Genomic DNA, 24,637 nt, shown 5'->3' with positions numbered 1-24,637 from the left:
GCACTCGATTTCCGGGCGGCACTTCAACGGCGGGCCCGGCGTCCCAGAGCCCGTTGCTCCGGTTTTCCGCACCCGGAATGTGCGGCACACCGGACAGCGCGGGCGTGCGAGGCGCCCTAAGCTCTCCGGCGTGCGTAACACCTCATGGGAGCCCACGACCACGGGCCTGCTGCGGCTGCCCTCCGGCCGGCTCGTTCGCGGCCGGGGACTGCGCCGGCCGCTGCCGCCGGGACAGCAGCCGGAGTTCGGCCTCTATCTGCGGGGGCGCGAGCCGTCCCCCGTCGACTGGGAGAGCCGCTGGCTGCGCTGGCCCGACTTCTGGCTGCCGTCCGACCGCGCGGCGACGGCCGAGGCCCTGCGCGAGACGTGGGAGCGCGCCGAGTCGCAGCGCGTCGAGGTCGCCTGCGACGGCGGCGTCGGCCGGACCGGAACGGCGCTGGCCTGCCTCGCGGTCCTGGACGGCGTGCCGAACGCGGAGGCGGTCGCCTACGTCAGGGAGCACTACGCCCGCCGGGCCGTGGAAACCCCCTGGCAGCGCCGCTTCGTCGTCCGCTTCGGCTAGGCCCTGTCCGGCCCAGTGGGCATCAGGCCGTGTACTGGTACGCCGGGTAGGTCAGGTAGCCCGCGTCACCGCCCTGGTAGTACGTGGCCTCGTCGACGGGGGCGATCGGGAGTCCGGTGCGCAGGCGCTCGACCAGGTCGGGGTTGGCCATGAACGCCCGGCCGAAGCTGATGAGGTCGGCTCCCAGTCCGAGCCAGTGGTCGGCCTCGGCCCGCCCGGTCTGCTTCGGCGCCCCATCGGAATCGACGGATTCATGATGAGGGTGCCCGGCCACGCGCGGCGCAGGCCGATCAGCACTTCTTCGTCGGCGGTGGCTTCAAGGTGGACGTAGGCCAGCCCCAGGCGGGCGAGCTCGGCCAGCAACTCCGCGTAGAGCGCGGGGACATCGGTCTCTTCGACCCCCCAGAACGTCCCGCCCGGGGAGAGGCGGATGCCGGTCCTGGCCGCGCCGACGGCCTCGACGGTCGCGGTGGCCGCCTCGACGGCGAAGCGGATCCGGTTGGCCACCGAGACCCCGTAGCGGTCGGTGCGCAGGTTGGCGTTCGAGGAGAGGAACTGCGAGATCAAGTAGCCGTTGGCACCGTGCAGTTCCACGCCGTCGAAGCCGGCCTCGATGGCGCGGCGGGCCGCCCGGGCGTACGACTGGGCGTGCTCGGGCACTTGGGCGGTCTCCAGGGCACGCGGCGTCGGCGCGGGCCGGGGCCCGATCGGGGTGAACACCTCCCCCACGGCGGGGACCGCGGAGGGACCGGCGGGCCGCAGACCGGTGGTGTCGGGGTGGGAGACCCGTCCGCCGTGCATGAGCTGGGCGAAGAGACGGCCGCCGTTGGCGCCCACGGCCGCGGTCACCTGGCGCCACGCGGTGACCTGTTCCTCGGTGTGCAGTCCCGGTGTCCCCGGATTGGACTGTCCGATCACGCTGGGCTGAACGCCCTCGGTCACGATCAGTCCGGCCGTCGCCCGCTGCGCGTAGTACGTGGCCATCGAGGGGGTCGCCAGTCCACCGGGGGCGGCCCGGACCCGCGTCATCGGGGCCATCACCACCCGGTTGGGCAGGGTGAGGTCTCCGAGCCGATGGCTGTCGAGAAGCGTCGTCACGTCAGGACTCCCTCGGGAAGTGAAACGCCCGATTTCCGGGCACGCCAGGTACGCTAGAACCTCACATGGATGTCAGGGACAAGGCTTTGTGCCACGGATCACAACCAGGGGGTGGCATGCGCATCGGAGAGCTCGCGTCCCGGACCGGAGTCAGCGTCCGGTCCCTGCGCTACTACGAAGAACAGGGACTGCTCAAGAGCAGCCGCAGCGCCGGCGGGCAGCGGCACTACACGGACAGCGAGGTCGAACGGGTCACGTTCATCCAGCGGTTGTACGCCGCGGGGCTGTCGAGCCGCACCATCGCCGAGCTTTTGCCCTGCGTCGAGTCGCCCAGTGAGGAGAACTCCGAAACATCGCTGGAGCGGATGGTGCAGGAGCGCGACCGGCTCTCCCAGCACATCGCCGACCTCATGCGCACCCGGCGCGCGCTCGACGGGGTCATAGCCGCTGCCCGAACGCACCGGGAGAACCAGCGGGCGACGGCGGTCGTCGGATCGCGTCAGGGCTCCGGGGCATGCACCGCACCCTGACGGAGCATGCCCGGTGTCTCTTCGGAGACGAGTACCGACCGGTGCCCGAATGTGGACTCGAACACCGGGAGCACTACTTCATCGAGGAGTTGACCTTCGCCGACGCGGATTCGATCCTCGCGATGCTGTATGAGCTCTGCCCGCAGGCAGTCGACGGCCATCTGCCGGTCTGGGTCCGGAATCTGGCCTATCGGCTGGTGCTCCTGCAGCGGCCGGACGAGCCGGCACTGCTGCGGGAGGCCGCCGAGAACCTCTGGCTGCACGGCCCGGACTGGGATGACATCGCGGCGGAACTGACCAGGCGAGCCGAAGCGTTGGAGGCCGGCTGAGCGCGCGGGTCCGCGAGGCGGCGGACTTGAACGGCCGGGGGATGTCACGTTCCGGCCCCATGTCCCCGTCATCACTCATGAACCGAACCCCGGCTGCCCGAGCGGCAGCCGCACGCGAAGAGACGGGAGCGTTCATGGAGCCATTCCTGGTGACCGGTGGGACCGGAAAGCTCGGGCGGCAAGTGGTGCGGCTTCTCTGCGAGAGCGAGCAGGTGGTCCGCGTGCTCAGCCGCCGCGGCCGGGCGCCCGGCTCGCGGGTGCCGTACCGGACGATCACCGGTGATCTGAGGACGGGAGCGGGACTGGAGGACGCCGTGCGGGGGGTGGGGACCATCGTGCACTGTGCCACCACCAACGGCAGGCGGGACATCGTCGCCACCCGGAATCTGATCGACGCCGCGGTGAGCGCCGGCGGCACCCCGCACCTGGTCTACGTCTCGATCGTCGGTGTCGACATCATTCCCCTTCCGTACTACCGCGCCAAGCTGGCGGCCGAGAAGCTGGTCGCGGATTCCGGGCTGCCGTGGACGGTCCAGCGGATCACCCAGTTCCACGACCTGCTGGCCGCCGTCTTCGCGTATCAGCGCCGGTTGCCGCTGACTCTCGCCCTGAAGCGGTTCCGGTTCCAGCCGATCGACACCCGCGACGCCGCCGCCCGGCTGGTGGATCTCGCACTCGGCACCCCGGCCGGGCGGGCGCCCGACATCGGCGGGCCGCAGGTGCGCGACATGCGGGACCTCGCGGCCGCCTACCACCGGGCGCACGGCCGCCGTCGCCGTATCGTCTCCCTCTGCCTGCCGGGCAGAACCGCACGCGGCTTCGCCGACGGCGGGAACCTCGTACCGGAGAACAAGCTGGGCTCCATCACCTTCGAGGACTTCGTCACCAAGCGCTGAAGACGGCCATCGCCACACCTCCGACCCGGACTCATGGGCCGCGGGGTCATTCCTGCCTGCCTCTACGGTGGCGGGATGGATGATCAACGGAATCCGGCCGTCTCAATCGCACAGGTCACCGCGGCCTGGAGCCGGATCGAAGCCTGGCTCCGGACGCACGCTCCGGCATCGGCAGCGCTGTTGCGCCCTCCCGCCGGTGATACCGATATCGCGGCCGTGGAGGAGGCGATCGGTGTGGCGTTCCCGCCCGCGTTGCGGGCGTGGTACGGGCTTCACGACGGCATCGACGATCCGGCGGCGGGCACGAGCTGGTGGCCCGCCGGATTCCTGCCGGGACACCAGGGCTGGTACCGACTTGAACAGCTACAGGACGCCTACGTCGTGCAGATCCGCGACTGGGAGCGCGAGCCGGGCCGTATCCCCATCTCCTGTACCCCGGGCGACATCTGGTACGGCCGCTACATCGACGCCCGCCCGGATGAGCCGTCCTACGGGAACCTCGGCCGGTGGGCGGTCGACGAGGAACCGGAGCCCATCCCGACGTTCACGTCGGGATGGCCGCTGGAGGCGTGGCTCACCGAGCTCGCCGACGCGCTTGAACAGGGCCGCTGCCTGATCGAGCCGAACGGGCGGCGTGACCAGTACACGTGGCCGGTGCTGACCGTGTGCGGTGGGCTGACCTGGGTGGACCCCCGGGACGAACGCCTGCTCCCGAAGGGCGGGATGCTGCTGAACGGTCCCCGATCCACCGCCCGGCAACCGGCGTTGGGAGATTGAAGAACGCCGTGTGCCGGCGTCCGTGCGCCCTTCCGTGACGCGCGTCACGGAGGTGCCGCTGTCACAGGGCTCAGGTCTCCGGTGTCTCGTGACCGACAGCCAACTTCGGCAGAACGGAAAGACATCGTGAGCAAGACCTGGTTCGTCACCGGTTCGTCGCGCGGTCTGGGCCGCAGCTTCGTGGAGGCCGCCCTGTCTCGCGGCGACAAGGTGGCCGCGACCGCCCGGAGTACCGGAAGCCTTGATGCCCTGGTCGCCGCCCATGGCGACGCGATTCTCCCGCTTGAGATGGACGTGACCGACAAGGCCGCCGTCTTCGAGAGCGTGAGGCGGGCCCAGGAGCACTTCGGCCGGCTGGACGTCATCGTGAACAACGCCGGCTACGCCCAGATCGGCGCGATCGAGGAGTTGACCGAGCGGGAGCTGCGCGACCAGTTGGAGACCAACCTGTTCGGTGCGGTGTGGGTCGTTCAGGCCGCGCTACCCCACCTGCGTGAGCAGGGCGCGGGGCACATCATCCAGTTGTCCTCGGTGGCCGGGCTCGTCGCGATGCCGCTCGGCGGCGCGTACCACGTCTCGAAGTGGGCCGTCGAAGCCCTGAACGAAACGCTCGCCCAGGAGGTCGCCGGCTTCGGCATCAAGGTGACCGTGATCGAGCCGGCCGGCTTCGCCACCAGGGACGGCAAGAACCCGGATCCGCTCAGCAACGGCCATCTGGCCGAGACCAACCCGGTCTACGACGGTCTCCGCCGGCACCTCGCCGGGCTCGCGGCGGACAAGCCCGCCGGCGACCCGGCCGCCGCGGCCCGGACTCTCCTCAAGATCGTCGACTCCGACAACCCGCCCCTGCGGGTGCTCTTCGGTCAGGGATTCCACCAGATCATCGAGCGGGCCTACGCGGACCGGCTCAAGACCTGGGCCGATGGGCGGGGTCTGTCCCTGGAGGCTCACGGCGAGCTCGTTCCGGAGCGTCCCGCGACCTGAACCCGCGGGCGAGGGCCTGCCGGGGTCGGTGCCGGATGGCCCCAGCAGGCCCTCGCCGTTCCTCGTCGCACTCCCAAGTCAAGTTGAGCTGCTCCTCGTCGTCGTGCTTGGCCGCGTTCGCCCAGACCTCGTCCGTGACGCCTCCGGCCGCGTCCGTGATCGCCTTGTGCGCCGAGACGATGTGCTTCAGGACCTGGCCCGCGGTCGGGCTGCCGACGTGCGTCACCTTCCGATGAGTTCTGTCCCCGGGGGCGGTCTGCCCGGTGTTCCAACGGTGAATGGGAAGGAGATGAGATGAGTCGCGACCCGGCGCCGCAGCGCCCGCACCAGCAGGTGTTCGCGTTCTTGTTCTGTTCCCTCGACGGGTATCACGAGGGACCCGGCGGGGAGCTGGGCTGGGGCGTGTACGACGAGGAGTTCTTCGAGTGGAACCTGCGACAGACCCGTGAGGTGGGCGCACTGCTGCTGGGCCGGCGCACCTATGAGCACTTCGCCGAGGTCTGGCCCTCGGCCGACGCCGCCCAACGGCTGCCGGACATCGCCGCCTTTATGAACGCCGTGCCCAAGACGGTGGTGACGAGCAGTGGTTCGGTCACCCCCTGGGAGGGCACGCGCGTCACCGACGGCAGCGATCTCGACGCGGAGGTCGTCCGGCTCCGTGGCGAATCCGCCGGTGATGTCGCGGTCTTCGGGAGTTCGGGACTCACCGTGTCGCTGTTGGAGCGGGGGCTGGTGGACGAGCTGCGGATCCTGGTGCATCCGGTGCTGCTGGGCAGCGGGCGGAGCCTGTTCGCCGGCCTGAAGGACCGCGTCGATCTGACGGCGCGGGCGGTGACCGTGTTCCGTTCGGGCAACGTCCTCCTGCGGTATCGGCCGCCCGGCCGCGCCGGGAGCCGCCGGGGCTGATCCGGGGCAGGAGGCTAGCTCAGGCCCAACGACCGGACCAGGTCCAGCATTTCGGCGCGGTGCAGCGCGGCCGGGTTGCCCGCGACGGGCTGGATGTGGCCGTCGATCTCCAGGGCCACCAGGCCGTGCATGCGGCCCCAGACGCGCAGGGCGAGCGCCGCCGCGGCGGGTGGCACGTCGGGGAGGTCCGCCTGGATCTTCGCGACGTAGTCCGGGTGCAGGTCGGACCACGAGGTGTCCTCGGGCTGGTGGTGCCGAGCGTGGGGCCACGCGGCGGCCACCAGGCGGGTGAGCTCGCGGCACACGCGGCGTGCCGTTCGGTCCACCGGGCCGTCCTCCGGGGGCTGGTAGCCGGGGACGGGGTGGCCGTAGAAGAGCCGGAAGCTCTCCGGGTGGGCCAGCGCCCACTCCCGCAGGGCCTGGCCCCACGCCAGCAGCCTGCCGCCGGGGTCGGTGTCGGGCACGGCGTTGCTGGCGGTCTCCAGCGCCTCCGCGAGCGAGGCGGCGATTCCGCTGATCAACGCCGTGATCAGGTCGTCCCGGGTGGGGAAGTAGCTGTAGATGGCCCGAGGGGTCATCCCCATCTCGCGGGCGATGCCGCGCAGCGAGATCGCCCCGGGCCCGCCCTCCGCCATCTGCCGCAGCGCGATGGCCTTGATGTCCCGGCTCGTCTCGGCCCTCAGCCGCTCCCGGCGGCTCATCACGCCCGCGACACGCCGGCCCTCGTCGATGGTCACTTGATCAGGTTACAGGGGTGCAATAGTCTCCGCCGTGCCATTAGTACACGCCGTGTCAAAAGGAAACGGGGTAACCCCATGCCCGCTTACGTCATCGTCAACGTCGACGTGCTCGACGAGGAGGCCGGCCTCGCCTACGCCCGCGTGGCCCAGCAGTCGGTCCTCGACCACGGCGGCCGTTACCTGGTCGCGGGCCCCACGCCCGAGCCCGTCGAGGGCACCTGGGACTCCGCCCGGTTCCTGGTCATCGAGTTCCCCGGTATGGACCGGATCCGGGAGTGGTACGACTCCGCCGAGTACCGGCGGGCCCGGGAGATCCGGGAGGGCAGGATCCGGGTGGGGATGCTGTTCGCCGAGGGCTCGCCGCCCGAGGGCTTCTCCCTCCCCGACCAGCCGTGACGTTGGCCGGGTCCTAAGCCTTCCGCCTGTTACGCCCGCCGGGGCGCCCCGCCTACCGTCCTCGCCATGGATACGACCGGCGCCCTCGACGAGGCGCTCCAGCGACTGCACACCTCGGGACCCGAGCGGCACGGGCGGCTCACCAATCACGCGCCGATGGCCGTCGAGGCCCTCGCCGCGCGCGGACAGGCCCGCTCGGTGCACCGCTGGCTCGATCTCTATGCCCGCAAGCTGGAGGAGTTCCCCTCCGGCGTGGAGCCGGTCACGGCCGCCAACTGGCGTCCGGCGCTGGGCGATCCGCGCCGCGCCGCCGACTGGATCGGCTACTTCGAGCGCGAGATCGCCGAACGCCCCTGGCGCGACGTGCTCACGCAGTGGTGGCCCCGCCTGCTGCCCGGCATGTACGGCGGCTCGACGCACCCGGTGATCCGGGTGGGCCACGCCGTGCGCGCTCTGCTGGCCGGCCAGGACACGGCGCCACGGCTGACCGAACTCGCCCATGGCCTCGGCTACTGGGCCGCCCGCCACCACCGCGTCGGCGACCTCGCCCCGCTGACCGGCGCGCCCGGCGCCGCCGCCGCGCTCGACGCGGTGCCGCCCATCGACGCGCGGGACGGCGGCTTCCCCGTCCGGCTCGGCCGCGTCCGGGCCCTGCCGGTGTGGGCCGCTTCGGTCACGGACCCGGACGAGGCGCGCCGCCGCCTCGCCGAACTGGTGCGGGCGGCCACCCACCGGTATGCCACCCACGGCCATGGCGAGGAGACGATGCTGGTCCACGCGGCCACGGCTCCCAACGCCGTCCTGCGCGCCCTGCCCGCCCTCCCGCGCGCGCTGTGGGCGCCGAGCCTGCGCGCCGCGTGGACGGCCTCCGCGGCGGTGACCGCGATGTACGCGCCGGACGCCCCGGTCGTCTATACCCCGCCGGAGACCGTCACACCCGAGGAGGTCTTCAAACGGGCCCTGGCGCACGGCGACGAACACGTCATCAAGCTGACCGACACGGCGCTCGACGTCGGCGACGAACCGGCCCTGGCGGCGGCTCTGCGCGCCATCGAGCTGAGCGAACCCCTGCGTTGAGCCGGGGGAACCAGAAGAGGAGTCAGGGCCGTCCCGCCGTCGTCACGATCAGGCCGCCGAGGGCCGCCAGCGCGGCGAGCGCCATGGCGAACACCGTGGCGCCGGTGGTCAGGTCCGTCGCGTCGCTCAGGTAGCCGGCCGCCACCGGGAGCGTGCCGGCGAGGGTGTAACCGCCCACGTTCAGCGCGGCGTTCGCCTCGGCCAGGCGGTGCGGCGGGACGGTCGAGTTGAGCAGGGACAGGCCGCCGAGCTGGCCCAGGCCCTGGCCGGCGCCGGCCAGGACGGCGGCGGCCAGCAGGGCGGCGGCCGAGCCCGCGTGCACGGCCGTGGCGATCGCCGCCGTGCTCGCCGTCGTGCTCACCGCCCCGGCCAGCAGGATCGTGCGGCGGCGCAGCCGCTGGACGGCGAACCGGACGCCGGTGGCGGCCAGGAACATCGCGAAGGCCATCGCCCCGGCGACCAGGCGGCTGGTGGAGTGCAGCAGGCGGGAGAGCAGCGCCGGGCCGAGTGACAGAACGAACGACGTGGCGGTGATGCCGGGGGGCGAACACTGCTGTGCCCAGGAGGAGTTGACGGCGCCCGTCGGGCGGCACGGCCGGCACGCGCAGCCACGTTCCGCCGGGGCGGAGCGCGGGGCGTCGGACCGGCATGCGGGCCAGGGTGAGGATCGCGGTGGCCAGCAGCGCCGTCTCCACGAGGAAGACAGTGACGGTGGGGTGCGGCAGCGTCTCGGAGAGGGCGCCGGCGAGGAACGGGCCCAGGCCCGCGCCGAAGACCATCGCGCAGGAGGCCAGCAGGGCCGCCAGCCAGCGGCGCTCCGGTCCGGCCACGTCCGTGACCGCCGCCTCCCCCGCAAGCGGGAGGTGCCCCCACCCGGCCGAGACGACGGCGCCGACGGCGATCCCGGTGAACAGGCGCGCCACGGTCAGGGTGGCGACCGAGGTGGCGGTCGCGAAGATCAGGCAGGCGGCCACCGCCAGGGCGAGCGCGGGCAGGAGCACCGGCTTGCGGCCGACGCGGTCGGAGGCGACGCCGGAGACGAGCAGCGAGCCCAGCAGCCCCACGATGTAGAACGCGAAGATCACGGTGAGCGTGCCGCGCGAGAAGTCGATGTCCCGCTGCCACAGGACGTACAGCGGCGTCGCGGCGTTGGACAGGACGAAGACGGCGGTCACCGGCCAGGCCGCGAGCCACACCCACCGGGTGGGGATCGCGGCGGCCCGGGTGTCCGGGACGGTGGCGCTTCCGGGCATGAGGGTGCCTTTCCCGAGACGGCTCTCCAGTACGAGATTTCTCGAACCCAGCATGCAGTACGATGAGACTCGTACTGACGCCGGCGCGGTGAGGAGGAGCCGTCCGCATGTCCCCGATCGCCCCGCCCGACCCACTGCCGGAGCCCCTGCCCGAGCCGGCCGTGGCCGATCTGCGGCTCGAAACGGTGCTGGGCGCGCTGAGCGACCCGCTGCGGCTGCGCATCGTGCGCAAACTCCTGCTGGAGCGCACCGAGTTCGACCACCCCTGCGGCTGGTTCGAACTGGACCGCCCCAAGTCGTCGCTCACGCACCACTTCCGCGCGCTGCGCGAGGCGGGGGTGACGCGGCAGCGCCAGTACGGGCTGGAACGCCGCAGCCAGGTGCGCGTCGACGACTTGAACGCGCGCTTTCCGGGCCTGCTGGACCTGGTCGCCGCCTGGACGCCGGCCGAAACGGACTGATTCCCACCGCCGCACCGAAGCCGCGCGGGTGAACGGGCGGCCGTGGAAGGAGTTCGGTGTGCGACGAGATCAGGGGCTGATCACGTCGTGACCCCGGCCCGGTCCAGGGCGATTTCGGCGAGGCGCCGGGCGGCGGCGATCGGGTTCGTCGTCGCGTTCAGGCCGTTGAGCACCGTCGCGCCCTCGTGCAGCACGAGCAGCTCCTCGGCCAGGTCGTCCGCCGCCGTTCCGGCGAGGCCTGCCGATGCGCACTCGGCGCGCAGCACGTCCCGCAGCCAGCGCTTCTGGCCGGCGATCACCTCGCGCGCGGGGTGGCCGGGGTCGGGCAGCTCGGCCGCCGCGTTCACGAAGCCGCAGCCGCGCGGGTTCCGCTCACGCATCCACCGGCCCAGCGCGTCGAACGTGGCCAGCACGCGCGCGCGGGGCGACCCGTCGGCCGCGGGTCCGTCGAGGTGGCCGGTCAGCCAGTCGCGGTACTCGCGATCGCGTTCCCGCAGGTAGCGGGCGATCAGCTCGTCCTTCGAACCGAATCGGTCATACAGCGTCTTCTTCGTCACCCCGGCGTGCCTGGCGATCAGGTCGACGCCGACGGCGGTGATGCCCCGGCCGTAGAACAGCTCGGCCGCGGCGGCCAGGATCCGCCGCGCGGCGGGGGTGAGTTCGTCGTCCGGCGCGGGCACGGCCGCTCCTCTCCGCTTGCGGTAAACCGATCTGTTTAGTTCACTGTAACGAGCCGACGAGTAAACAGATCTGTTTACTCGGCTCCGGAGGTGAGTCGGCATGCCCGCGTCCCTGATCTCCCCCGCCCTGGTGGTCATGTGGAGCTCCGGTTTCGTCGGCGCCGAGCTCGGCACCCGCCGGGCGGGCGCCGACACGCTGCTCATGTGGCGGTTCCTCGCCGCGGCCGTGCTGCTCGGCGGCGGCTGGCTGCTGCTGCGCCGGACCGCGCCGGCGCGCCGGGCGGTCGGCGAACAGGCGCTGATCGGCCTGCTGTCGCAGGGCGTGTACCTCGGGTCGGTGGTCTGGGCCGTCGGGGCCGGAGTCCCGGCCGGCACCGCCGCGCTGATCGCGGCGTTCCAGCCGCTCGCCGCCGCCGCGCTGGCCGGCCCGCTGCTGGGCGAGACCGTCACCCGGCGGCAGTGGGCGGCGCTCGGCGCCGGGCTGGCCGGGGTGGCGCTCGTCGTCCGGGACGACCTGTCGGCGGCCGGGGCCGCCCCGCCCGCCGCGTACGCGCTGCCGTTCGCTGGCATGGCCGGGCTGCTGGCCGCCAGCTTCCTGGAACGGCGCGCCCGCGCGCCGCTGTCGCCCGTCGACGCGCTGCCGGTGCACTGCGTGGTGAGCGCGGCGGCCTTCGCCGTGGTCGCGACGGCCGGCGGCCACGCGGCACCGCCGGTGGACGGCGCGTTCTGGGTGGCCGTCGCCTGGACCGTGCTGCTGTCCACGGTGGGCGGCTACGGGCTGTACTGGCTCAGCCTGCGGCGCCACGGGGTGACGTGGACCAGCGCGCTGATCTATCTGACGCCGCCGGTGACCGCGCTGTGGGCGTGGGCGATGTTCGGCGAGGCCCCGGGCCCGCCGGCCGTCGTGGGCATGGCCGTCTCACTGACGGCCGTCATGGCGGCCCAGCCCCGCCGGACCACCGGGGAGCCGGCCCGGGCCGCCGGGGACCTCGTCAGGGCCCGCTGAACTCCCCGTCCACCGGGGCGACTCCGGCCCGCACGGCCGCCGCGGTGGCGTCCAGTTCCGCGCGCTCCCGGGGGTACCAGTCAGCAACCAGGCGGAAGTCGTCGCCCCGGAAGCGGGGGAAGACATGCAGGTGGAGGTGGAAGATCTCCTGGAACGCGGCCTCGCCGTCCGCCAGGAACACGTTGATCCCCTCGCAGCGCAGCGTGGACCGGCGCAGGGCGAGGGCCAGTTGGTGTCCCACCCGCCAGATCTCCGTGCCCAGGCCGGGGTCCAGGTCCGTCAGGCCCGCCACATGCGCCCGGGGCACGACCAGCAGGTGGCCCGGGGTCACGGGCTGGAGGTCCATGAAGGCGAGCACCGTTCCGTCGTCGTACACGACGCTGGCCTCGGCGTCGCCGCGCGCGATCGCGCAGAAGAGACAGTCCGGCTCCTCGCCCAGGGGCCGCTCGCCCTCACTCGCTCCGTTCATGCCGCAGCACCACCCGGTACTCCCACGCCTGCCACAGCGGACTCGCTGCGTCGTGCTCGGCCGCCAAGTCCAGGGGCTCGCCGTCGAGTTCGGCGCGCTCCACGGTGAGCCCCGTGCCGTCGACCAAGAGCGCGAAGTCCGCCGGGGTGTAGGCGCGGCCGTACTGGGTGACCGCCTTCTCGGGCTCGCCGACCGGCCACCAGCGGTCCAGCCAGCGGCCGTTCACCGGGTCGAAGTCGTTGTAGTTCACCAGCTCCACGCCGTGCCGGCCGCGGGTCGTCTTCCCGGCGGACGCGGCCCAGCGCCAGGGCCCGTAGACATCGATGACGGCGCGCCCGCCGGGCCGCAGCCACTCGTCCGCGACGCGGCGCAGCACCCGCCGCTGCTCGGCGTCGGTCCCGGTGCCGAAGCAGTTGAAGCAGACGACGCAGTCGAACGGGCCGCTGTCCGGGGCAACGGTAAGGAAGTCGCCCTGGAGGAAGGTCGGTTGGGGCCCCTCGGCGGCCTCGGCGCGGCGGCGTGCGATGCCGATCCGCACCGGGCTGAGGTCGACCGCGGTGACCCGGTGCCCGAGCGCGGCCATCGCGACGGCGGTGATGCCTTCGCCGCACCCCAGCTCCAGCACGTCCTTGGCGCCGGGGCCGGTCAACCGCTCGACGCTGGCCGCCTGTTCGTCGTTGCGCGGCCACGGCCGCTGCTCGGCCCAGCTCGACATCTGGTCGAAGTACGCGGGGATCCAGGCGTTGTCGTCCACCGGCTCACGGTACGCCGCGGGGCCGCGCCGGAAGCAAGCGATTATCGCCCCGGCTCAGCGCAGCGTCACCTCGGCCGGGCCGTGGGGGGCCAGGCACCGCACCGTCTTCGGCGTCCGCAGGCCCTCGTTGCCCTCGAACAGCGCGCGGGCCGCCGCGAACGGAACGTCGTCGCCCGTGACGTCGGCGGCGCCGTCGTACAGGTCGCGGATCGCATCCGTCATCTCCCCGTCGCTGTCCGCGCCGACGCCCCAGACGTCCCACAGCAGGGTCTCCGTCTTGTTGAGCGCCGCCAGGTCCAGCCGGATGTTGCCGGCCACGAACCACTCCCCCACCAGCGGCCCTTCCGGCAGCAGCAGCCCGAACCTCTTGGGGTCGGCGGCGCCGGACCGGATCGCGTTCCAGGCCTTGGCGGCGACCTGGAAACGGTCGCGCGGCACGTCGACCGGGTCGAAGTCCACCGCGAAGCGGTCCGTCACCAGCGGGTCGGCGAGCTGCGCGTCGGCCAGCAGCCAGCCGCGTTCGGCGTCCCAGTACTCGGTGACGACGTGGTCGAAGTGGAAGCCGTCGGAGCCCCAGTAGTCGGCGAAGCCGGACCGCACGCGGGCGGGGACGCCCTGGTGCCGCAGGATGGAACACAGGAGCAGCGCGAAGTCCCGGCAGACGCCGACGAATCGGTCGGCCGGATCGCGGCGCGTGGTCAGCGGCGCGGCGTTCCGTTCGGTGATGATCCGCAGGATGTCGTCGAGGTAGCGGGTCTCGGCGTCGTCGCGCAGCCGGTCGGGCGCCGGGGGGTGGCCGAAGAGGTCGCCCTCGACGCGGTGGATCATCAGGTCCCGGACGATCCGTGCGAGCCGGGCCGGCCCGGTCGGCAGGCCGGCGTACGCGGAGGCGAGCGCGCCGGGGTCGGAGAACGTGCTCTGGGCGGTGTAGTACGCGGCGACCTCGGGATCGAGACGGACGGCGGACGGCATGCGGAACCCCCACGACTATCGACCACTTGTTCGATTCAAAGGGTCAGTCAACCACACTGTCCGCCGCCGGGGCGCCGGCCGGAGACCGGCCGAGCCTCAGGTGCCGGAACGGGACTTGAACGCTGCCTTGCGGGCCCGCTTGGCGAGCCGCTTGTCCGGGTGCAGCCGGCCCACGGCCTCCAGCACATCGGCCGTCGCCGGGTGGTCCGTGCGCCAGGCCCGTTCGAAGAACTCGCTGTGCTGGCCCGCCAGATCGGTCACCAGCTCGCGCAGCTCCGGGGAGTGCTCCGCCTCGTCGACCGTGCCGAGCTGGGCGGCGAGCGTGTCGATCGTCAGCCAGAAGATCATCTCCTCGCCGGGCGGGGGAACGTCGTCCGCGCCGCGCTCGACGAGCCAGACCCGGGCCAGGCCGCCCAGCTCGGCGTCGTCCAGCACCTCGCGCAGCGCGGCCTCCGCCGGCGCACCGAGCAGGGAGAGCACCAACTGGCAGCCGAGGCGGCGGCCCGGCCCGGCCGGGTCGGTGCCCCGCGCGGCGGCCAGCAGATCGCGCGCGGCGGCCAGCGGCTCGCGGCCGGCGAGCCACAGCTCGGCCTCCTCGCGCGCCGCGGCCTCCGGGCGGTACGGCAGGACGGCGAGCAGCGCCTCACCGTCGCGGTCGGCGAGCTCGCCGATCACCGGGGCGTCGAGCCCGGCCTCCAGCATGCGCCGCCGCACGCCGTAGAGACCGAGCGGCGTGAGCCGCGCCATCCCGTAACGGGCGAGGTCCTCCTCGTCGTCCAGGTCCAGGGCGTCCTCGTGGTCCCCTGAATCCGCCGATTCCGCCTCCTCCAGCACCGAGTCGTCCACCGGCTGGTACTCCAGCAGGCCGGTGCCGGCCAGCGCGCGGAACTGCCCGTCCAGCCGCAGCACGGCCGTGGACAGCTCGTCCAGCGCCTCGGCCGACAGCTCGTCCATGTCCTCGGGGATGATCGACGCGGCGGCGACCATCGGCAGCGGCACCATGGACGCGGCCTGGCCCGCCTCGTCGGTGACGGCGAACAGGTAGAGGCTGCCGAGCGCGGCGTCGAGCTGACCGGCCGCCTCCTCCTGGTCCCAGGCCAGGGCGTCGAGGTCGATGGCGTCCGGGTCGATCTCGCCGTCCGGGCTGATCGCCTCGTCAAGTCCCCCGAGATCGCCGAGCAGTTCCTCGAAGGTGGGGGTCGCGGCGTCGGCGAGGACCGCGTCCACCCCGGCGGACCAGATCTCCAGGACGTCCGCCGGGCCGCCGTCGGTCAGGACCGCCAGATCCTCGCCGGGCGCGGCGGTGCCGATCGCCGCCGGGGCCTGTCCGGTCGCGTCGCCGTCGCTCTCGCCGTCCGTCTCGGTGATCTCCACCAGGCCGGTGTCGACCGCGAAGTTCCACGCGTCGGCGGCGAACGCGCCCCCGTCCTCGGCCCCGTCGAGCCCGAGGTGGGTCACCGCCGCCTTCAGCTCCTCGGACAGCAGCTCGCCACCGGCCCCGACCGGCGTGCCGGGGGTGGTCCAGCGCGCGAGCCGGACGGCGCGGGAGAACAGCGGCGCCGCGAGCGCGTCGCGGGCCAGCTCGGCATCGGCGGGGAGCCGCACGGGCGGCATGGCGGGACGGTCGTCACCGGCGTTCACGATCGCTCCTCATCGCGGCGAGCTGGGCAGGCCACCAGCCTAGATCAGTCGGCGGCACGGCGCGCGGCGGGCGGTGCGGCGCCCGGTGCCGACCGGCGGGCGAACTCCCGTACGCCCAAAGGTGACTGACGCCCCGGCAGTGCTTTACGCCACGGGCGGCGGGTGGTCCCGTTCATCGGAACGTAGCGATCCGGACCCCCGGCGGGCGTTGACAAGCCATGCCCCGCTACGGAACTTTTACGCGCGTAGAGAACAGAGAACAGGTCGTCTCCCGTTCCCGGAGGGTCCGTTGACCGCAGCACCCCGTCCCCGCCCGCACCGCGGCACCGCCGCGCTGGGCGCCCTCGTCGTCGCCGGGCTGTGCGCCACGCTGCTGGCGACCCCGTCGTCGGCCGCCGAGCCGGGCACCTTCGACGCGCCCCGGATCCACGACATTCAAGGCGGCACCCGGATCTCGCCCTACGCCGGCCGGCAGGTCACGGACGTGCCGGGCATCGTCACCGGTGTGCGCCCCTACGGTTCGCGGGGCTTCTGGATCCAGGACCCGGCGGCCGACGGCTCGGCCGCGACCAGCGAGGGCATCTTCGTCTTCACCAGTTCCACGCCCCGCGTCGCGGTCGGCGACGAGGTGCTGGTCTCCGGGCAGGTCGGCGAGTACTACTACGGCGGCCAGGACGTCGGCGGCCAGTCCGTCACGCAGATCTCGCGCCCCACGGTCACGGTCCTGTCCTCCGGCAACGAACTGCCCGCCCCCGTCGTCCTGGACGCCGACGCCCTGCCGCGCCGTTACGCCCCCGAGGGCGACCCGGCGGACGGCGGCATAGAGGGACGTGAACTGCGCCCGGACCGCTACGCCCTGGACCTGTACGAGTCGCTGGAGGGCATGAACGTCGAGATCGACGAGGCCCCCGTGGTCGGCCCGAGCACTCAGTACTACGAGCTGTGGGTGACGCTGGACCCGCGCCGCAACCGCACCGCGAGCGGCGGCACGCGGTACGCCTCCTACGACGCGCAGAACGCCGGCCGGCTGAAGATCGAGTCACTGGTGCCGGTCGCCCAGCAGCCGTTCCCGGTCGCGAACGTCGGCGACACGCTGTCCGGCACGACCGCCGGCCCGCTGGACTACGACGAGTTCGGCGGCTACACCCTGGTCGCCCGCGAGCTGGGCGAGGTCGCCCCCGGCGGGCTGGAGCCGGAGGTCACCCGCGCGCAGCGGAACGACGAGCTGGCGGTGGCCACGTACAACGTGGAGAACCTGCACCCGGGCAACGCGCAGGCGAAGTTCGACCGGCTGGCCGAGGCCGTCGTGACGAACCTGGCCTCGCCCGACATCCTCGCCCTGGAGGAGATCCAGGACAACAGCGGCCCCACCGACGACGGCACTGTCGCGGCCGACGAGACGCTGCGACGGTTCACGGACGCGATCGTCGCGGCGGGCGGGCCGCGGTACGAGTGGCGGGGCATCGACCCGCAGGACGGCGCGGACGGCGGGCAGCCCGGCGGCAACATCCGCAACGTCTTCCTGTTCAACCCGGAAAGGGTGTCGTTCAACGACCGGGGCGCCGGGGACGCCACGACCGCCACCGAGGTGGCCGGCGAGCGCGGCGGCACGCACCTGACGCACTCCCCCGGCCGGATCGACCCGGCCGACGCGGCGTGGCTGGACAGCCGCAAGCCGCTGGTGGGCGAGTTCACCTTCCGCGGCGAGACGGTGTTCGTCGTCGCCAACCACTTCACGTCCAAGGGCGGGGACCAGCCCCTGTACGGGCGTTACCAGCCGCCGGTGCGCTCCTCCGAGGAGCAGCGGGTGGCGCAGGCGCGAGCGGTCAACGCGTTCGTGCGGGACCTGCGGGACGCGCGCGCCGACGCGCAGGTGGTCGTGCTGGGCGACATCAACGACTTCGAGTTCTCGGCGACGACGCGCGCGCTGACGGCGCGCGGCGCGCTGGAGAGCGCGGTGAACTCGCTGCCGCGGGACGAGCGTTACACGTATGTCTTCCAGGGCAACTCGCAGGTGCTGGACCAGACGCTGGTGTCGCCGGGGATCCGCCGTTACGACTACGACATCGTCCACATCAACGCGGAGTTCGCCGACCAGGCCAGCGACCACGACCCGCAGGTGCTGCGCTTCCGCCCCTGACCGGGTAGCGCCGCTGAGCGATTCAGGTCAGCGCATCTAAGTGGACCGGCGGGCCGGAGGGTCCCAGACTGCGGACATGAACGACATGCCCTCAGGACCCTTCGGCCGCTGTGCCGCGGCCATGATCACCCCGTTCACGAAGGACGGTGGTGCCGTCGACCTGCCCGGCGCCCAGCGGCTGGCCACCCATCTCGTCGACCGGGGCGGCTGCGACGCCCTGGTCCTGAGCGGCACCACCGGCGAGTCGCCGACCACCACCGACGCGGAGAAGGCCGCGCTGGTGCGGGCGGTGGCCGAGGCGGTCGGCGACCGCGCCACCGTGGTGGCGGGCGTCGGCACCGCCGACACCCGGCACTCGGCGGAACTGGCCCGCGCGGCGCGGGCGGCCGGCGCCGACGGGCTGCTGGTGGTGACGCCGTACTACTCGCGGCCCACCCAGGAGGCGATCGTCCACCATCTGCGGACGGTCGCGGACGCCGGTGAACTGCCGGTGATGCTCTACGACATCCCCGCGCGCACGGGCAACGGCACGGCGCTGACGGTGGATTCGCTGCGGCGGCTGGCCGAGCACCCCGGAATCGTGGCGGTCAAGGACTGCTCATTCGACCTGCTCAAGGCGGGCCTGGTGCTGAACGCGACGGATCTCGCGTACTACTGCGGCAGCGACGAGGTGACCCTGCCGCTGCTCTCGATCGGCGCGTCCGGCTGTGTCAGCACGGCGGCCAACGTGGCCGGGCGGCAGGTGCGGGCCGTGCTCGACGCGTTCGCGGCGGGTGACACCGGGGAGGCGGCGCGCCGCCACCGCGCGCTGCTGCCGCTGGTCGACGCGCTGATGAACGAGGTGCCGGGCACGGTGGCGGTCAAGGCGCTGTTCCGGGTGGCGGGCCTGCCGGGCGGGCCGGTCCGGGGCCCGCTGCTGGAGGCCGGCGAGGAGTTGACCGCGCGGCTGGCCGAGACGCTCGGGGAGGTGCTGCGGTCCGATAAGGTCGCCGCAAGCTGACAGCGACGCGCTCGGGGGAGCACCAGTCATGAACAGTGCCGTCACGTCCGGGGTCTTCCAGCCGCTGGAGGCGGACGACCCGCCGGTGATCGGGGGTTACCGGCTGGCGGCCCGGCTCGGGGCCGGCGGCATGGGCCGGGTCTACCTGTCGTACACGCCCGGCGGCCGGCCGGTGGCAATCAAGGTGATCCGGGCGGAGTTCGGCGAGGACCCCGACTTCCGGCGCCGCTTCCAGCGCGAGGTGCGGGCGGCCGAGCGCGTTCAGGGCCTGTACACGGCGCCGGTGCTGGACAGCGACACCGAGGGCCCGCAGCCCTGGCTGGCCACCGCCTATGTGGCGGGCCCCTCGCTGGCCGAGGCGGTGACGCGGCACGGGCCGCTGCCGGCGCCGACCGTGCTGCGGCTGATCGCGGGGATCGCGGAGGCACTTCAGGTAATCCATGCCGCGGGCCTGGTGCACCGCGATCTGAAGCCGTCCAACGTGCTGCTGTCGGTGGACGGTCCGCGCGTCATCGACTTCGGGATCGCGCGGGCGGTGGAGGGCACGACGCTGACGCACAGCGGGGTCGTGGTCGGAACGCCCTCGTTCATGTCGCCCGAACAGGCCGCCGGCGGGCGGGTGGGCACCGCGACGGACGTGTTCGCGCTGGGCCAGCTCGGCGCGTTCGCGGCCTCCGGCGCGCCCGCCTTCGGCGAGGGCACCTCGCACGCGGTGCTGTACCGCGTCGTGCACGAGCACCCCGATCTGTCCCGGCTGCCGGACCCGCTGCGGAATCTGATCGCGCACTGCCTGGCGAAGGACCCCGCCGCCCGGCCCGCGGTCGCCGCCATCATCGCGGCCGTGGACGAGATCGCCCCGCCGCCCCCGCCGGGCCAGTGGCTGCCGGCCGAGCTGGCCGCCGCGCTGCCCGGGCCGGGCGCGCCCCTGCCGCTGCCGCCGACGGCGCCGGACCCGGGCAACGCCCGGGGCGGGCGCCGGCCGCGCCGCGGGGTCGTGGTGGCGGCGGCCGGCGCGACCGCCGCGCTGCTGCTGGCCGCGGGCCTCGTCGTGGTGGCGCTCGGCGGCGACGACGAAACGCCGGACGCCGGGTCGCCGCCCCCGGCCGGGGACGGCACCGCGACGAGTGAGCCGGCGGCCACCGGAGAGCCGGAACCGGAGCCCGAGCCCGAGGACGATCCGTCGCCCGACGAGAGCACGACGCAGACCCTGGACGCCCCCACCCCGGAGGAGACGGCGACCGGGTCGGCTCCCCCGGACACCGAGCCGGATCCGGAGCCGGAGGCCGCGCAGTACCCCGGGATCGATCTGCCGTACGGCTACCACGTGTTCTTCGGCAGCGACCCGCTGACCCCGATCCAGTCGAACGCCGACAACCGGACCGAGGTCGACTTCCGTTACTACGACGGCTTGGTCCGCACGGCCGAGGGCAACACGCTCGTTCTGCTCGACGGCACGGGGAACGGCTCGCTGGCCACCTGCCGCGCCGAGACCCGGTTCACCGACCGGATCGCGCTGACGCACCTAGCCGAGGGCTCTCAGATCTGTGTCCGCACCGCGGCGGGCCACATCGGGCTGATCACGATCACGGGCCTGCCCACCGCCGACGGCCCCAGCGACTACCTCGCGATCGACGCGACGGTCTGGCGCGACGCGCCCTGACGGCGGACGACGCCGTCTCCCCCGCGCGGGGGAGACGGGGACGCGGTCGTGATCGTGCTGTGCGGGCTGGCTCTCCTCTTGCTGCGGGACCTCTCGCTGAAACGCCCGCTGCTGCCGCGCCCGCTCGCCGCCCTGGCGCGCCGGGTGGGCGTTCCGCTGCTGCCGGTGCGGGGCGTGGCCGGGGCGGTGGACCAGGTGCTGATCCACACGGGCGCGCTGCCCCACGGGATGTTCGACGGCGACCGGGAACACGTCACCACGGCGTGGGCGACGTGGTCGGGGACCGTGGTGGACTGCTTCTTCGTGCTGGGCGCCGTGCTGTTCGCGCCGGTCCTGCTGCCCTCACTCCACCGGGAGCGGACGGCCGGCCAGGTCGCGGGCGAGCAGGGTGGCACCGGCGACCGCGCCCGGCATCAGCACGACGGCGACCAGCGGCAGCAGGAACAGCAGGACGAGCGGCACCCCGAAGCCCAGCGCGAGGCCGAGCCGGCCGCGCAGCAGCCGCATGCGCTCGGAGACCGGGATCCCGCGCCGCGTCATGGCGACCGAGGACAGCTCGACGGTCAGGAAGAACCCTGAGACGGCGAAGCCGAGGGCGGGGACGACGGTCTGGCCGAGCAGCGGGACGAAGCCGAGGACGAAGAGCGGCACCGTGAACGCGAGCACCCGCAGCAGCACCTGGACGCTGTCGCGCAGCGAGGTCCACAGCTCCGCCCACAACGGCCGCCCGGGGCTGGCGGGCCCGCCGCCCTCGGTGCGCTCCACCGCCTCGGCCAGCGCCTCGTAGAACGGGTCGCCGATCAGCAGCGTGACGGCGGTGAACGTGATTACCGCCAGCAGCAGGCCGAAGGCGAAGAGCAACAGCGCGAACGTGGTCCGCAGCAGCGACCGCCAGGTCTCGTCCCAGTCGTCGGCGAACGGCGTGGCCCAGGACGCGATGTCGCCGGCGTAGAGGGCGAGCAGGACCAGGGCGGCCGCGTAGAGCACCAGCGCGATCAGCGCGGGCACCAGCCCGATCGCCAGCCACCGCCGGTGCGTGAACACCCACCGCTGGCCCTGCGCCAAGTACCGGATTCCCGCCGCGACATCTCTCACGGCGGCAAGGCTACCGGCTGCCGAAGGCGCCCCCGCCCGTGGGCGGTTGCCGCCGTCGGCGTCAATTGTGGCTGTGCAGCGCCTCGTTGAGGCCGCCCCAGGTGCCGGTGCGCTGAAGCACCTCGACGGTGCCGGTGGTGGAGTTGCGGCGGAAGAGGAGGTTGCTGGCGCCGGAGAGCTGGAGCGCCTTGACCACCTGGCCGTCGGGCAGCGTGACCCGGGTGCCCGCGGTGACATACAGCCCGGCCTCCACGACGCAGTCGTCGCCGAGGGAGATGCCGATGCCGGCCTGGGCGCCCAGCAGGCAGCGCGAGCCGATGGAGACGATCTGCTTCCCGCCGCCGGAGAGCGTGCCCATGATGGACGCGCCGCCGCCGATGTCCGAGCCGTCGCCGACGACGACGCCCGCGCTGATGCGGCCCTCGACCATGGAGACGCCGAGCGTGCCGGCGTTGAAGTTGACGAAGCCCTCGTGCATGACGGTGGTGCCGGTGGCCAGGTGGGCGCCGAGCCGGACGCGGTCCGCGTCGCCGATGCGGACGCCGGGCGGGGTCACGTAGTCGGTCATCCGGGGGAACTTGTCGACACTGGTGACGGTGAGGTGCCCGCCGGCGGCCCGGACCGCGAGCCGGGCCCGCTCGACACCGTCGACGGGGACCGGCCCGGCGTTGGTCCAGGCGACGTTCGCCAGCAGGCCGAACTGGCCCTCCAGGCTCAGCCCGTGCGGGTGCACCAGCCGGTGGCTTAGCAGGTGGAGCCGCAGATAGACGTCGTGGGCGTCGAGCGGCTTCGCCTGGAGGTCGGAGATGACCGTGCGCACCGCCACGACCTCGACCCCGCGCCGGTCGTCGGGGCCGAGCGCGCGGGGCGCGTCGTCGCCCAGCAGCTTGGCGGCCTCCTCGGCGGTCAGCCGCGCGGTGCCGGCGGTGCCCGGCTCCTCGGCCAGCTCGGGGGCGGGGAACCAGGTGTCGAGCACGGTGCCGTCGGCGGCGATGGTGGCGAGCCCGGCGGCGGCGGCGCCGGTGGTGCGGGGCAGGGCTGTGTCGGTCATGTGCCAGACGCTAACGGGTGGCCGCGTCCGGGGGCGAACCGGTCCCGGGGAGCAGTCGGGCGAACAGCGCCTCGGCCTCCTCCGCCGCGCAGGGCCGGCCGGTGAGCAGGAGCTGGATCAGCAGCCCGTCGGCCGCCGCGACGAGCGCCCGGGCGGTGTGCTCGTCGGGCACGAACGGGCGCAGCAGCGCGGTCATCCGGTCCAGGCAGTCGGCGGCGACCGGCCGGACCAAGGGCTGCCGCAGCCCGGCGAAGTACAGCTCGTAGGCCAGCTCGGTGGCGGCGCGCTCGGGCCCCAGGCACTCGGTGACGTACCGGCCCAGCTCGCGGGCGAGCGGACGGCCGGTGTCCACGGAACGAAGCCACTCGGCGAACCGGGTCAGCCAGGCGTCGTTGATCCGCTCGACGGCGGCGAGCAGCAGCTCGTCGCGGTCCGCGAAGTGGTAGGTGGTGGAGCCCAGCGGCACGTCGGCGGCGGCGGCCACGGCCCGGTGGCTGAGCCCGGCGATGCCACGCTCGCCGATGACCGTGACGGCCGCGTCGACGATGCGGGCGCGCCGGTCGGGGTCGTAGCGGCGGGCCATCAGTGGGCCCCGCCGAGGTTGAGCACGGTGACGCCGGCGATCACCAGCGCCACGCCGAGGAACTTGGCGAGGGAGGCGGTCTCGTTGAGGAACACCATGCCGATGGCGGCGACGACGGCGGTGCCGGCACCGGACCAGATGGCGTAGGCGGTGCCGACCTCCATCGACTTCAGGGTCTGCGCGAGCAGCGTGAAGGCGAGGAGGTAGCAGACGAGGGTGCCCAGGCTGGGCCACAGCTTGGCGAAGCCGTCGCTCTGCCTCATCAGCACGGTCCCGACGATCTCGAAGGCGATCGCGGCGGCCAGCGTCACATAGGTCATGCGGACAAGCGTACACAACGTTGCGTACGCCCGTACACAACGATTCCCGCGCCGGTGGAGTGACTGTCCTGCGCGTCGGCGAGGTACCCGCAGGGCGTTCCAGCCATCCTTGCGGCGAATTTTCCGTTCAACACACAGGAGTGAGAACCATGGCCGAGTGCGAGGTCTGCGGCAACGACTACCGAATGGCCTTCGAAGTGCGGGCGGCCGGCGAAGTGCACGTCTTCGACAGCTTCGAGTGCGCCGCCCAGCGCATGGCGCCGATCTGCGAGAACTGCCAGTGCCGCATCCTGGGCCACGGCCTGGAAACCGAGGACGGCCACTTCTTCTGCTGCGCCCACTGCGCCCGTGCGAAGGGCCACGCCCAACTCGTCGACCACGCCTGAACGACCCGCGGCGGCGGGCTCGTCACAAACGCGCGGCCCGCCGCCCGGCCTGTGCGAACGCGCGGCCGCTCAGACGTTGAAGCCCAGGGCCCGCAACTGGTCGCGGCCGTCGTCGGTGATCTTGTCCGGGCCCCACGGCGGCATCCAGACCCAGTTGATCTTCAGCTCGCTGACCAGGCCCTCGGTCGCCGACCTGGCCTGGTCCTCGATCACATCGGTCAGCGGACAGGCCGCCGAGGTCAGCGTCATGTCCAGGGTGGCCACGTTGTCGTCGTCGACGTGAATGCCGTAGATCAAGCCAAGGTTGACGACGTCGATGCCCAGCTCGGGGTCGACGACATCCATCATCGCCTCGCGGATCTCTTCCTCGTTCGCCGGCGCGGTCGTCGTCTCGCTCACAGCTTCTCCTTCAGCGGGCCGTCGCCCAGCACCTGGGCGGTGGCGTCCTTCCATGCCATCCAGCTCAGCAGCGCGCACTTCACACGCGCCGGGTACTTCGAGACCCCGGCGAACGCCACCGCGTCCTGGAGCACGTCCTCCATCGCGTCGTCCGGCGTCACCTGCCCACGGGACTGCATCAGCGTGAGGAACGTCTCCTGGACCCGGAGCGCCTCCGGCAGCTCCTTGCCCACCAGCAGATCGTTCAGCACGGACGCCGAGGCCTGGCTGATGGAACAGCCCTGGCCCTCGTAGGAGACATCGGCGATCGTCGTCCCCTCGTAGCGGACCCGCAGCGTGATCTCGTCCCCGCAGGTGGGGTTCACGTGGTGCACCTCGGCGTCGCCGTCACGCAGGCCGCGCCCGTGCGGGTGCTTGTAGTGATCCAGGATCACGTCCTGGTACATCGATTCGAGCTGCACGTCCTCAAACC

The 24,637-nt window shown here is 72.9% G+C and carries 27 protein-coding genes and 3 pseudogenes; 15 read left to right on the top strand and 15 right to left on the bottom strand.

Annotated features, from left to right (window positions below; all coding sequences use genetic code 11):
* Positions 1–130: 130 nt before the first annotated feature.
* Complete coding sequence (locus tag RM590_RS19550) at positions 131–562, top strand: protein-tyrosine phosphatase family protein (protein ID WP_311705913.1); 432 nt, start codon at positions 131–133, stop codon at positions 560–562.
* A 22-nt stretch (positions 563–584) separates the two neighbouring features.
* Here the strand turns inward: RM590_RS19550 and RM590_RS19545 are convergent.
* Positions 585–1,660, bottom strand: a pseudogene (locus tag RM590_RS19545) (alkene reductase).
* A gap of 116 nt (positions 1,661–1,776) precedes the next feature.
* Between RM590_RS19545 and RM590_RS19540 the strand changes: the two are divergent.
* From RM590_RS19540 to RM590_RS19520, 5 genes are all read left to right on the top strand, one after another.
* Complete coding sequence (locus RM590_RS19540; RefSeq protein WP_311705912.1) at positions 1,777–2,190, top strand: MerR family transcriptional regulator; 414 nt, start codon at positions 1,777–1,779, stop codon at positions 2,188–2,190.
* Positions 2,175–2,519: a hypothetical protein gene (locus RM590_RS19535; RefSeq protein WP_311705911.1), complete on the top strand. Its 345-nt coding sequence runs from the start codon at positions 2,175–2,177 to the stop codon at positions 2,517–2,519. Before RM590_RS19540 ends, RM590_RS19535 begins: the two co-directional genes overlap by 16 nt.
* Before the next feature lie 134 nt (positions 2,520–2,653).
* A complete protein-coding gene (locus RM590_RS19530; protein ID WP_311705910.1) occupies positions 2,654–3,415 on the top strand; it encodes an SDR family oxidoreductase in 762 nt (253 codons plus the stop codon).
* Positions 3,416–3,490: 75 nt separating this feature from the next.
* Positions 3,491–4,192 carry an SMI1/KNR4 family protein gene (locus RM590_RS19525; protein ID WP_394813910.1) on the top strand — a complete coding sequence of 234 codons (702 nt, stop codon included), beginning with the start codon at positions 3,491–3,493 and terminating at the stop codon, positions 4,190–4,192.
* 126 nt (positions 4,193–4,318) lie between these two features.
* Positions 4,319–5,176 (top strand): SDR family NAD(P)-dependent oxidoreductase, encoded by an 858-nt coding sequence (locus tag RM590_RS19520; RefSeq protein WP_311705908.1) that lies wholly within the window; start codon positions 4,319–4,321, stop codon positions 5,174–5,176.
* A gap of 85 nt (positions 5,177–5,261) precedes the next feature.
* Here RM590_RS19520 and RM590_RS19515 read toward each other — a convergent pair.
* Positions 5,262–5,336, bottom strand: a pseudogene (locus RM590_RS19515) (carboxymuconolactone decarboxylase family protein); the annotation flags it as partial.
* 134 nt (positions 5,337–5,470) lie between these two features.
* On the opposite strand from RM590_RS19515, the gene RM590_RS19510 reads away from it, so the two are divergent.
* Entirely contained in the window at positions 5,471–6,082 is a 612-nt protein-coding gene (locus RM590_RS19510) for a dihydrofolate reductase family protein (RefSeq protein ID WP_311705907.1), read from the top strand.
* A gap of 14 nt (positions 6,083–6,096) precedes the next feature.
* Here RM590_RS19510 and RM590_RS19505 read toward each other — a convergent pair whose 3' ends face one another.
* Entirely contained in the window at positions 6,097–6,819 is a 723-nt protein-coding gene (locus RM590_RS19505; protein ID WP_311705906.1) for a TetR/AcrR family transcriptional regulator, read from the bottom strand.
* A 78-nt stretch (positions 6,820–6,897) separates the two neighbouring features.
* Here RM590_RS19505 and RM590_RS19500 point away from each other — a divergent pair, with 78 nt between their 5' ends.
* Both RM590_RS19500 and RM590_RS19495 read left to right on the top strand, forming a co-directional pair.
* The gene (locus tag RM590_RS19500; protein WP_311705905.1) at positions 6,898–7,218 is read left to right on the top strand and encodes a DUF1330 domain-containing protein; all 321 of its coding nucleotides are present in this window, start codon (positions 6,898–6,900) and stop codon (positions 7,216–7,218) included.
* 66 nt (positions 7,219–7,284) lie between these two features.
* On the top strand, positions 7,285–8,295 hold the full coding sequence (locus RM590_RS19495) for a questin oxidase family protein (protein ID WP_311705904.1): 1,011 nt from the start codon (positions 7,285–7,287) through the stop codon (positions 8,293–8,295).
* A 22-nt stretch (positions 8,296–8,317) separates the two neighbouring features.
* Here the strand turns inward: RM590_RS19495 and RM590_RS19490 are convergent.
* Positions 8,318–9,548: pseudogene (locus RM590_RS19490) on the bottom strand (MFS transporter).
* A gap of 107 nt (positions 9,549–9,655) precedes the next feature.
* On the opposite strand from RM590_RS19490, the gene RM590_RS19485 reads away from it, so the two are divergent.
* Complete coding sequence (locus tag RM590_RS19485) at positions 9,656–10,009, top strand: ArsR/SmtB family transcription factor (protein WP_311705903.1); 354 nt, start codon at positions 9,656–9,658, stop codon at positions 10,007–10,009.
* An 80-nt stretch (positions 10,010–10,089) separates the two neighbouring features.
* Here the strand turns inward: RM590_RS19485 and RM590_RS19480 are convergent, their stop codons facing one another.
* Positions 10,090–10,689, bottom strand: a complete 600-nt coding sequence (locus RM590_RS19480) for a TetR/AcrR family transcriptional regulator (RefSeq protein ID WP_311705902.1) — start codon at positions 10,687–10,689, stop codon at positions 10,090–10,092.
* 100 nt (positions 10,690–10,789) lie between these two features.
* Here RM590_RS19480 and RM590_RS19475 point away from each other — a divergent pair, with 100 nt between their 5' ends.
* The gene (locus RM590_RS19475; protein WP_311705901.1) at positions 10,790–11,695 is read left to right on the top strand and encodes a DMT family transporter; all 906 of its coding nucleotides are present in this window, start codon (positions 10,790–10,792) and stop codon (positions 11,693–11,695) included.
* Here RM590_RS19475 and RM590_RS19470 read toward each other — a convergent pair.
* The 4 genes from RM590_RS19470 to RM590_RS19455 all read right to left on the bottom strand — a co-directional run bounded on the left by RM590_RS19470 (position 11,682) and on the right by RM590_RS19455 (position 15,504).
* Positions 11,682–12,164 carry an HIT family protein gene (locus tag RM590_RS19470; protein WP_311705900.1) on the bottom strand — a complete coding sequence of 161 codons (483 nt, stop codon included), beginning with the start codon at positions 12,162–12,164 and terminating at the stop codon, positions 11,682–11,684. The two genes, RM590_RS19475 and RM590_RS19470, sit on opposite strands and share 14 nt — an antisense overlap.
* Positions 12,148–12,918 (bottom strand): class I SAM-dependent methyltransferase, encoded by a 771-nt coding sequence (locus RM590_RS19465; protein ID WP_311705899.1) that lies wholly within the window; start codon positions 12,916–12,918, stop codon positions 12,148–12,150. The genes RM590_RS19470 and RM590_RS19465 overlap by 17 nt, the downstream gene beginning before the upstream one ends.
* Before the next feature lie 54 nt (positions 12,919–12,972).
* Entirely contained in the window at positions 12,973–13,890 is a 918-nt protein-coding gene (locus RM590_RS19460) for a transglutaminase-like domain-containing protein (protein WP_311705898.1), read from the bottom strand.
* Positions 13,891–13,986: 96 nt separating this feature from the next.
* Entirely contained in the window at positions 13,987–15,504 is a 1,518-nt protein-coding gene (locus tag RM590_RS19455; protein WP_311706030.1) for a hypothetical protein, read from the bottom strand.
* Between the two features lie 316 nt (positions 15,505–15,820).
* Between RM590_RS19455 and RM590_RS19450 the strand changes: the two genes are divergently transcribed.
* The 3 genes from RM590_RS19450 to RM590_RS19440 all read left to right on the top strand — a co-directional run bounded on the left by RM590_RS19450 (position 15,821) and on the right by RM590_RS19440 (position 20,331).
* Positions 15,821–17,671: an endonuclease/exonuclease/phosphatase family protein gene (locus RM590_RS19450; RefSeq protein WP_311705897.1), complete on the top strand. Its 1,851-nt coding sequence runs from the start codon at positions 15,821–15,823 to the stop codon at positions 17,669–17,671.
* A 76-nt stretch (positions 17,672–17,747) separates the two neighbouring features.
* Complete coding sequence (gene dapA, locus RM590_RS19445; protein WP_394813904.1) at positions 17,748–18,671, top strand: 4-hydroxy-tetrahydrodipicolinate synthase; 924 nt, start codon at positions 17,748–17,750, stop codon at positions 18,669–18,671.
* A 28-nt stretch (positions 18,672–18,699) separates the two neighbouring features.
* Positions 18,700–20,331: a serine/threonine-protein kinase gene (locus RM590_RS19440; protein WP_311705896.1), complete on the top strand. Its 1,632-nt coding sequence runs from the start codon at positions 18,700–18,702 to the stop codon at positions 20,329–20,331.
* Between the two features lie 342 nt (positions 20,332–20,673).
* Here RM590_RS19440 and RM590_RS19435 read toward each other — a convergent pair whose 3' ends face one another.
* The 4 genes from RM590_RS19435 to RM590_RS19420 all read right to left on the bottom strand — a co-directional run bounded on the left by RM590_RS19435 (position 20,674) and on the right by RM590_RS19420 (position 23,380).
* Entirely contained in the window at positions 20,674–21,426 is a 753-nt protein-coding gene (locus RM590_RS19435; protein WP_311705895.1) for an EI24 domain-containing protein, read from the bottom strand.
* Positions 21,427–21,487: 61 nt separating this feature from the next.
* Positions 21,488–22,477 (bottom strand): 2,3,4,5-tetrahydropyridine-2,6-dicarboxylate N-succinyltransferase, encoded by a 990-nt coding sequence (gene dapD / locus RM590_RS19430; protein WP_311705894.1) that lies wholly within the window; start codon positions 22,475–22,477, stop codon positions 21,488–21,490.
* 10 nt (positions 22,478–22,487) lie between these two features.
* Positions 22,488–23,060: a TetR/AcrR family transcriptional regulator gene (locus RM590_RS19425; RefSeq protein WP_311705893.1), complete on the bottom strand. Its 573-nt coding sequence runs from the start codon at positions 23,058–23,060 to the stop codon at positions 22,488–22,490.
* Positions 23,060–23,380 carry a DMT family transporter gene (locus RM590_RS19420; RefSeq protein ID WP_311705892.1) on the bottom strand — a complete coding sequence of 107 codons (321 nt, stop codon included), beginning with the start codon at positions 23,378–23,380 and terminating at the stop codon, positions 23,060–23,062. The genes RM590_RS19425 and RM590_RS19420 overlap by 1 nt, the downstream gene beginning before the upstream one ends.
* Before the next feature lie 149 nt (positions 23,381–23,529).
* Between RM590_RS19420 and RM590_RS19415 the strand changes: the two genes are divergently transcribed.
* Positions 23,530–23,766: a hypothetical protein gene (locus RM590_RS19415; protein ID WP_311705891.1), complete on the top strand. Its 237-nt coding sequence runs from the start codon at positions 23,530–23,532 to the stop codon at positions 23,764–23,766.
* 69 nt (positions 23,767–23,835) lie between these two features.
* Here the strand turns inward: RM590_RS19415 and RM590_RS19410 are convergent, their stop codons facing one another.
* Together RM590_RS19410 and sufU are read right to left on the bottom strand one after the other, a co-directional pair.
* The gene (locus RM590_RS19410; RefSeq protein ID WP_311705890.1) at positions 23,836–24,165 is read right to left on the bottom strand and encodes a metal-sulfur cluster assembly factor; all 330 of its coding nucleotides are present in this window, start codon (positions 24,163–24,165) and stop codon (positions 23,836–23,838) included.
* Positions 24,162–24,626, bottom strand: coding sequence for a Fe-S cluster assembly sulfur transfer protein SufU (gene sufU, locus RM590_RS19405; RefSeq protein WP_311705889.1), 465 nt, complete (start codon positions 24,624–24,626; stop codon positions 24,162–24,164). The genes RM590_RS19410 and sufU overlap by 4 nt, the downstream gene beginning before the upstream one ends.
* Between the last annotated feature and the right edge of the window lie 11 nt (positions 24,627–24,637).

The sequence above is a fragment of the Streptomyces litchfieldiae genome, from assembly GCF_031845365.1.
Lineage (GTDB): Bacteria > Actinomycetota > Actinomycetes > Streptomycetales > Streptomycetaceae > Streptomyces > Streptomyces litchfieldiae.
This window is presented reverse-complemented; position numbering and strand designations above follow the sequence as displayed.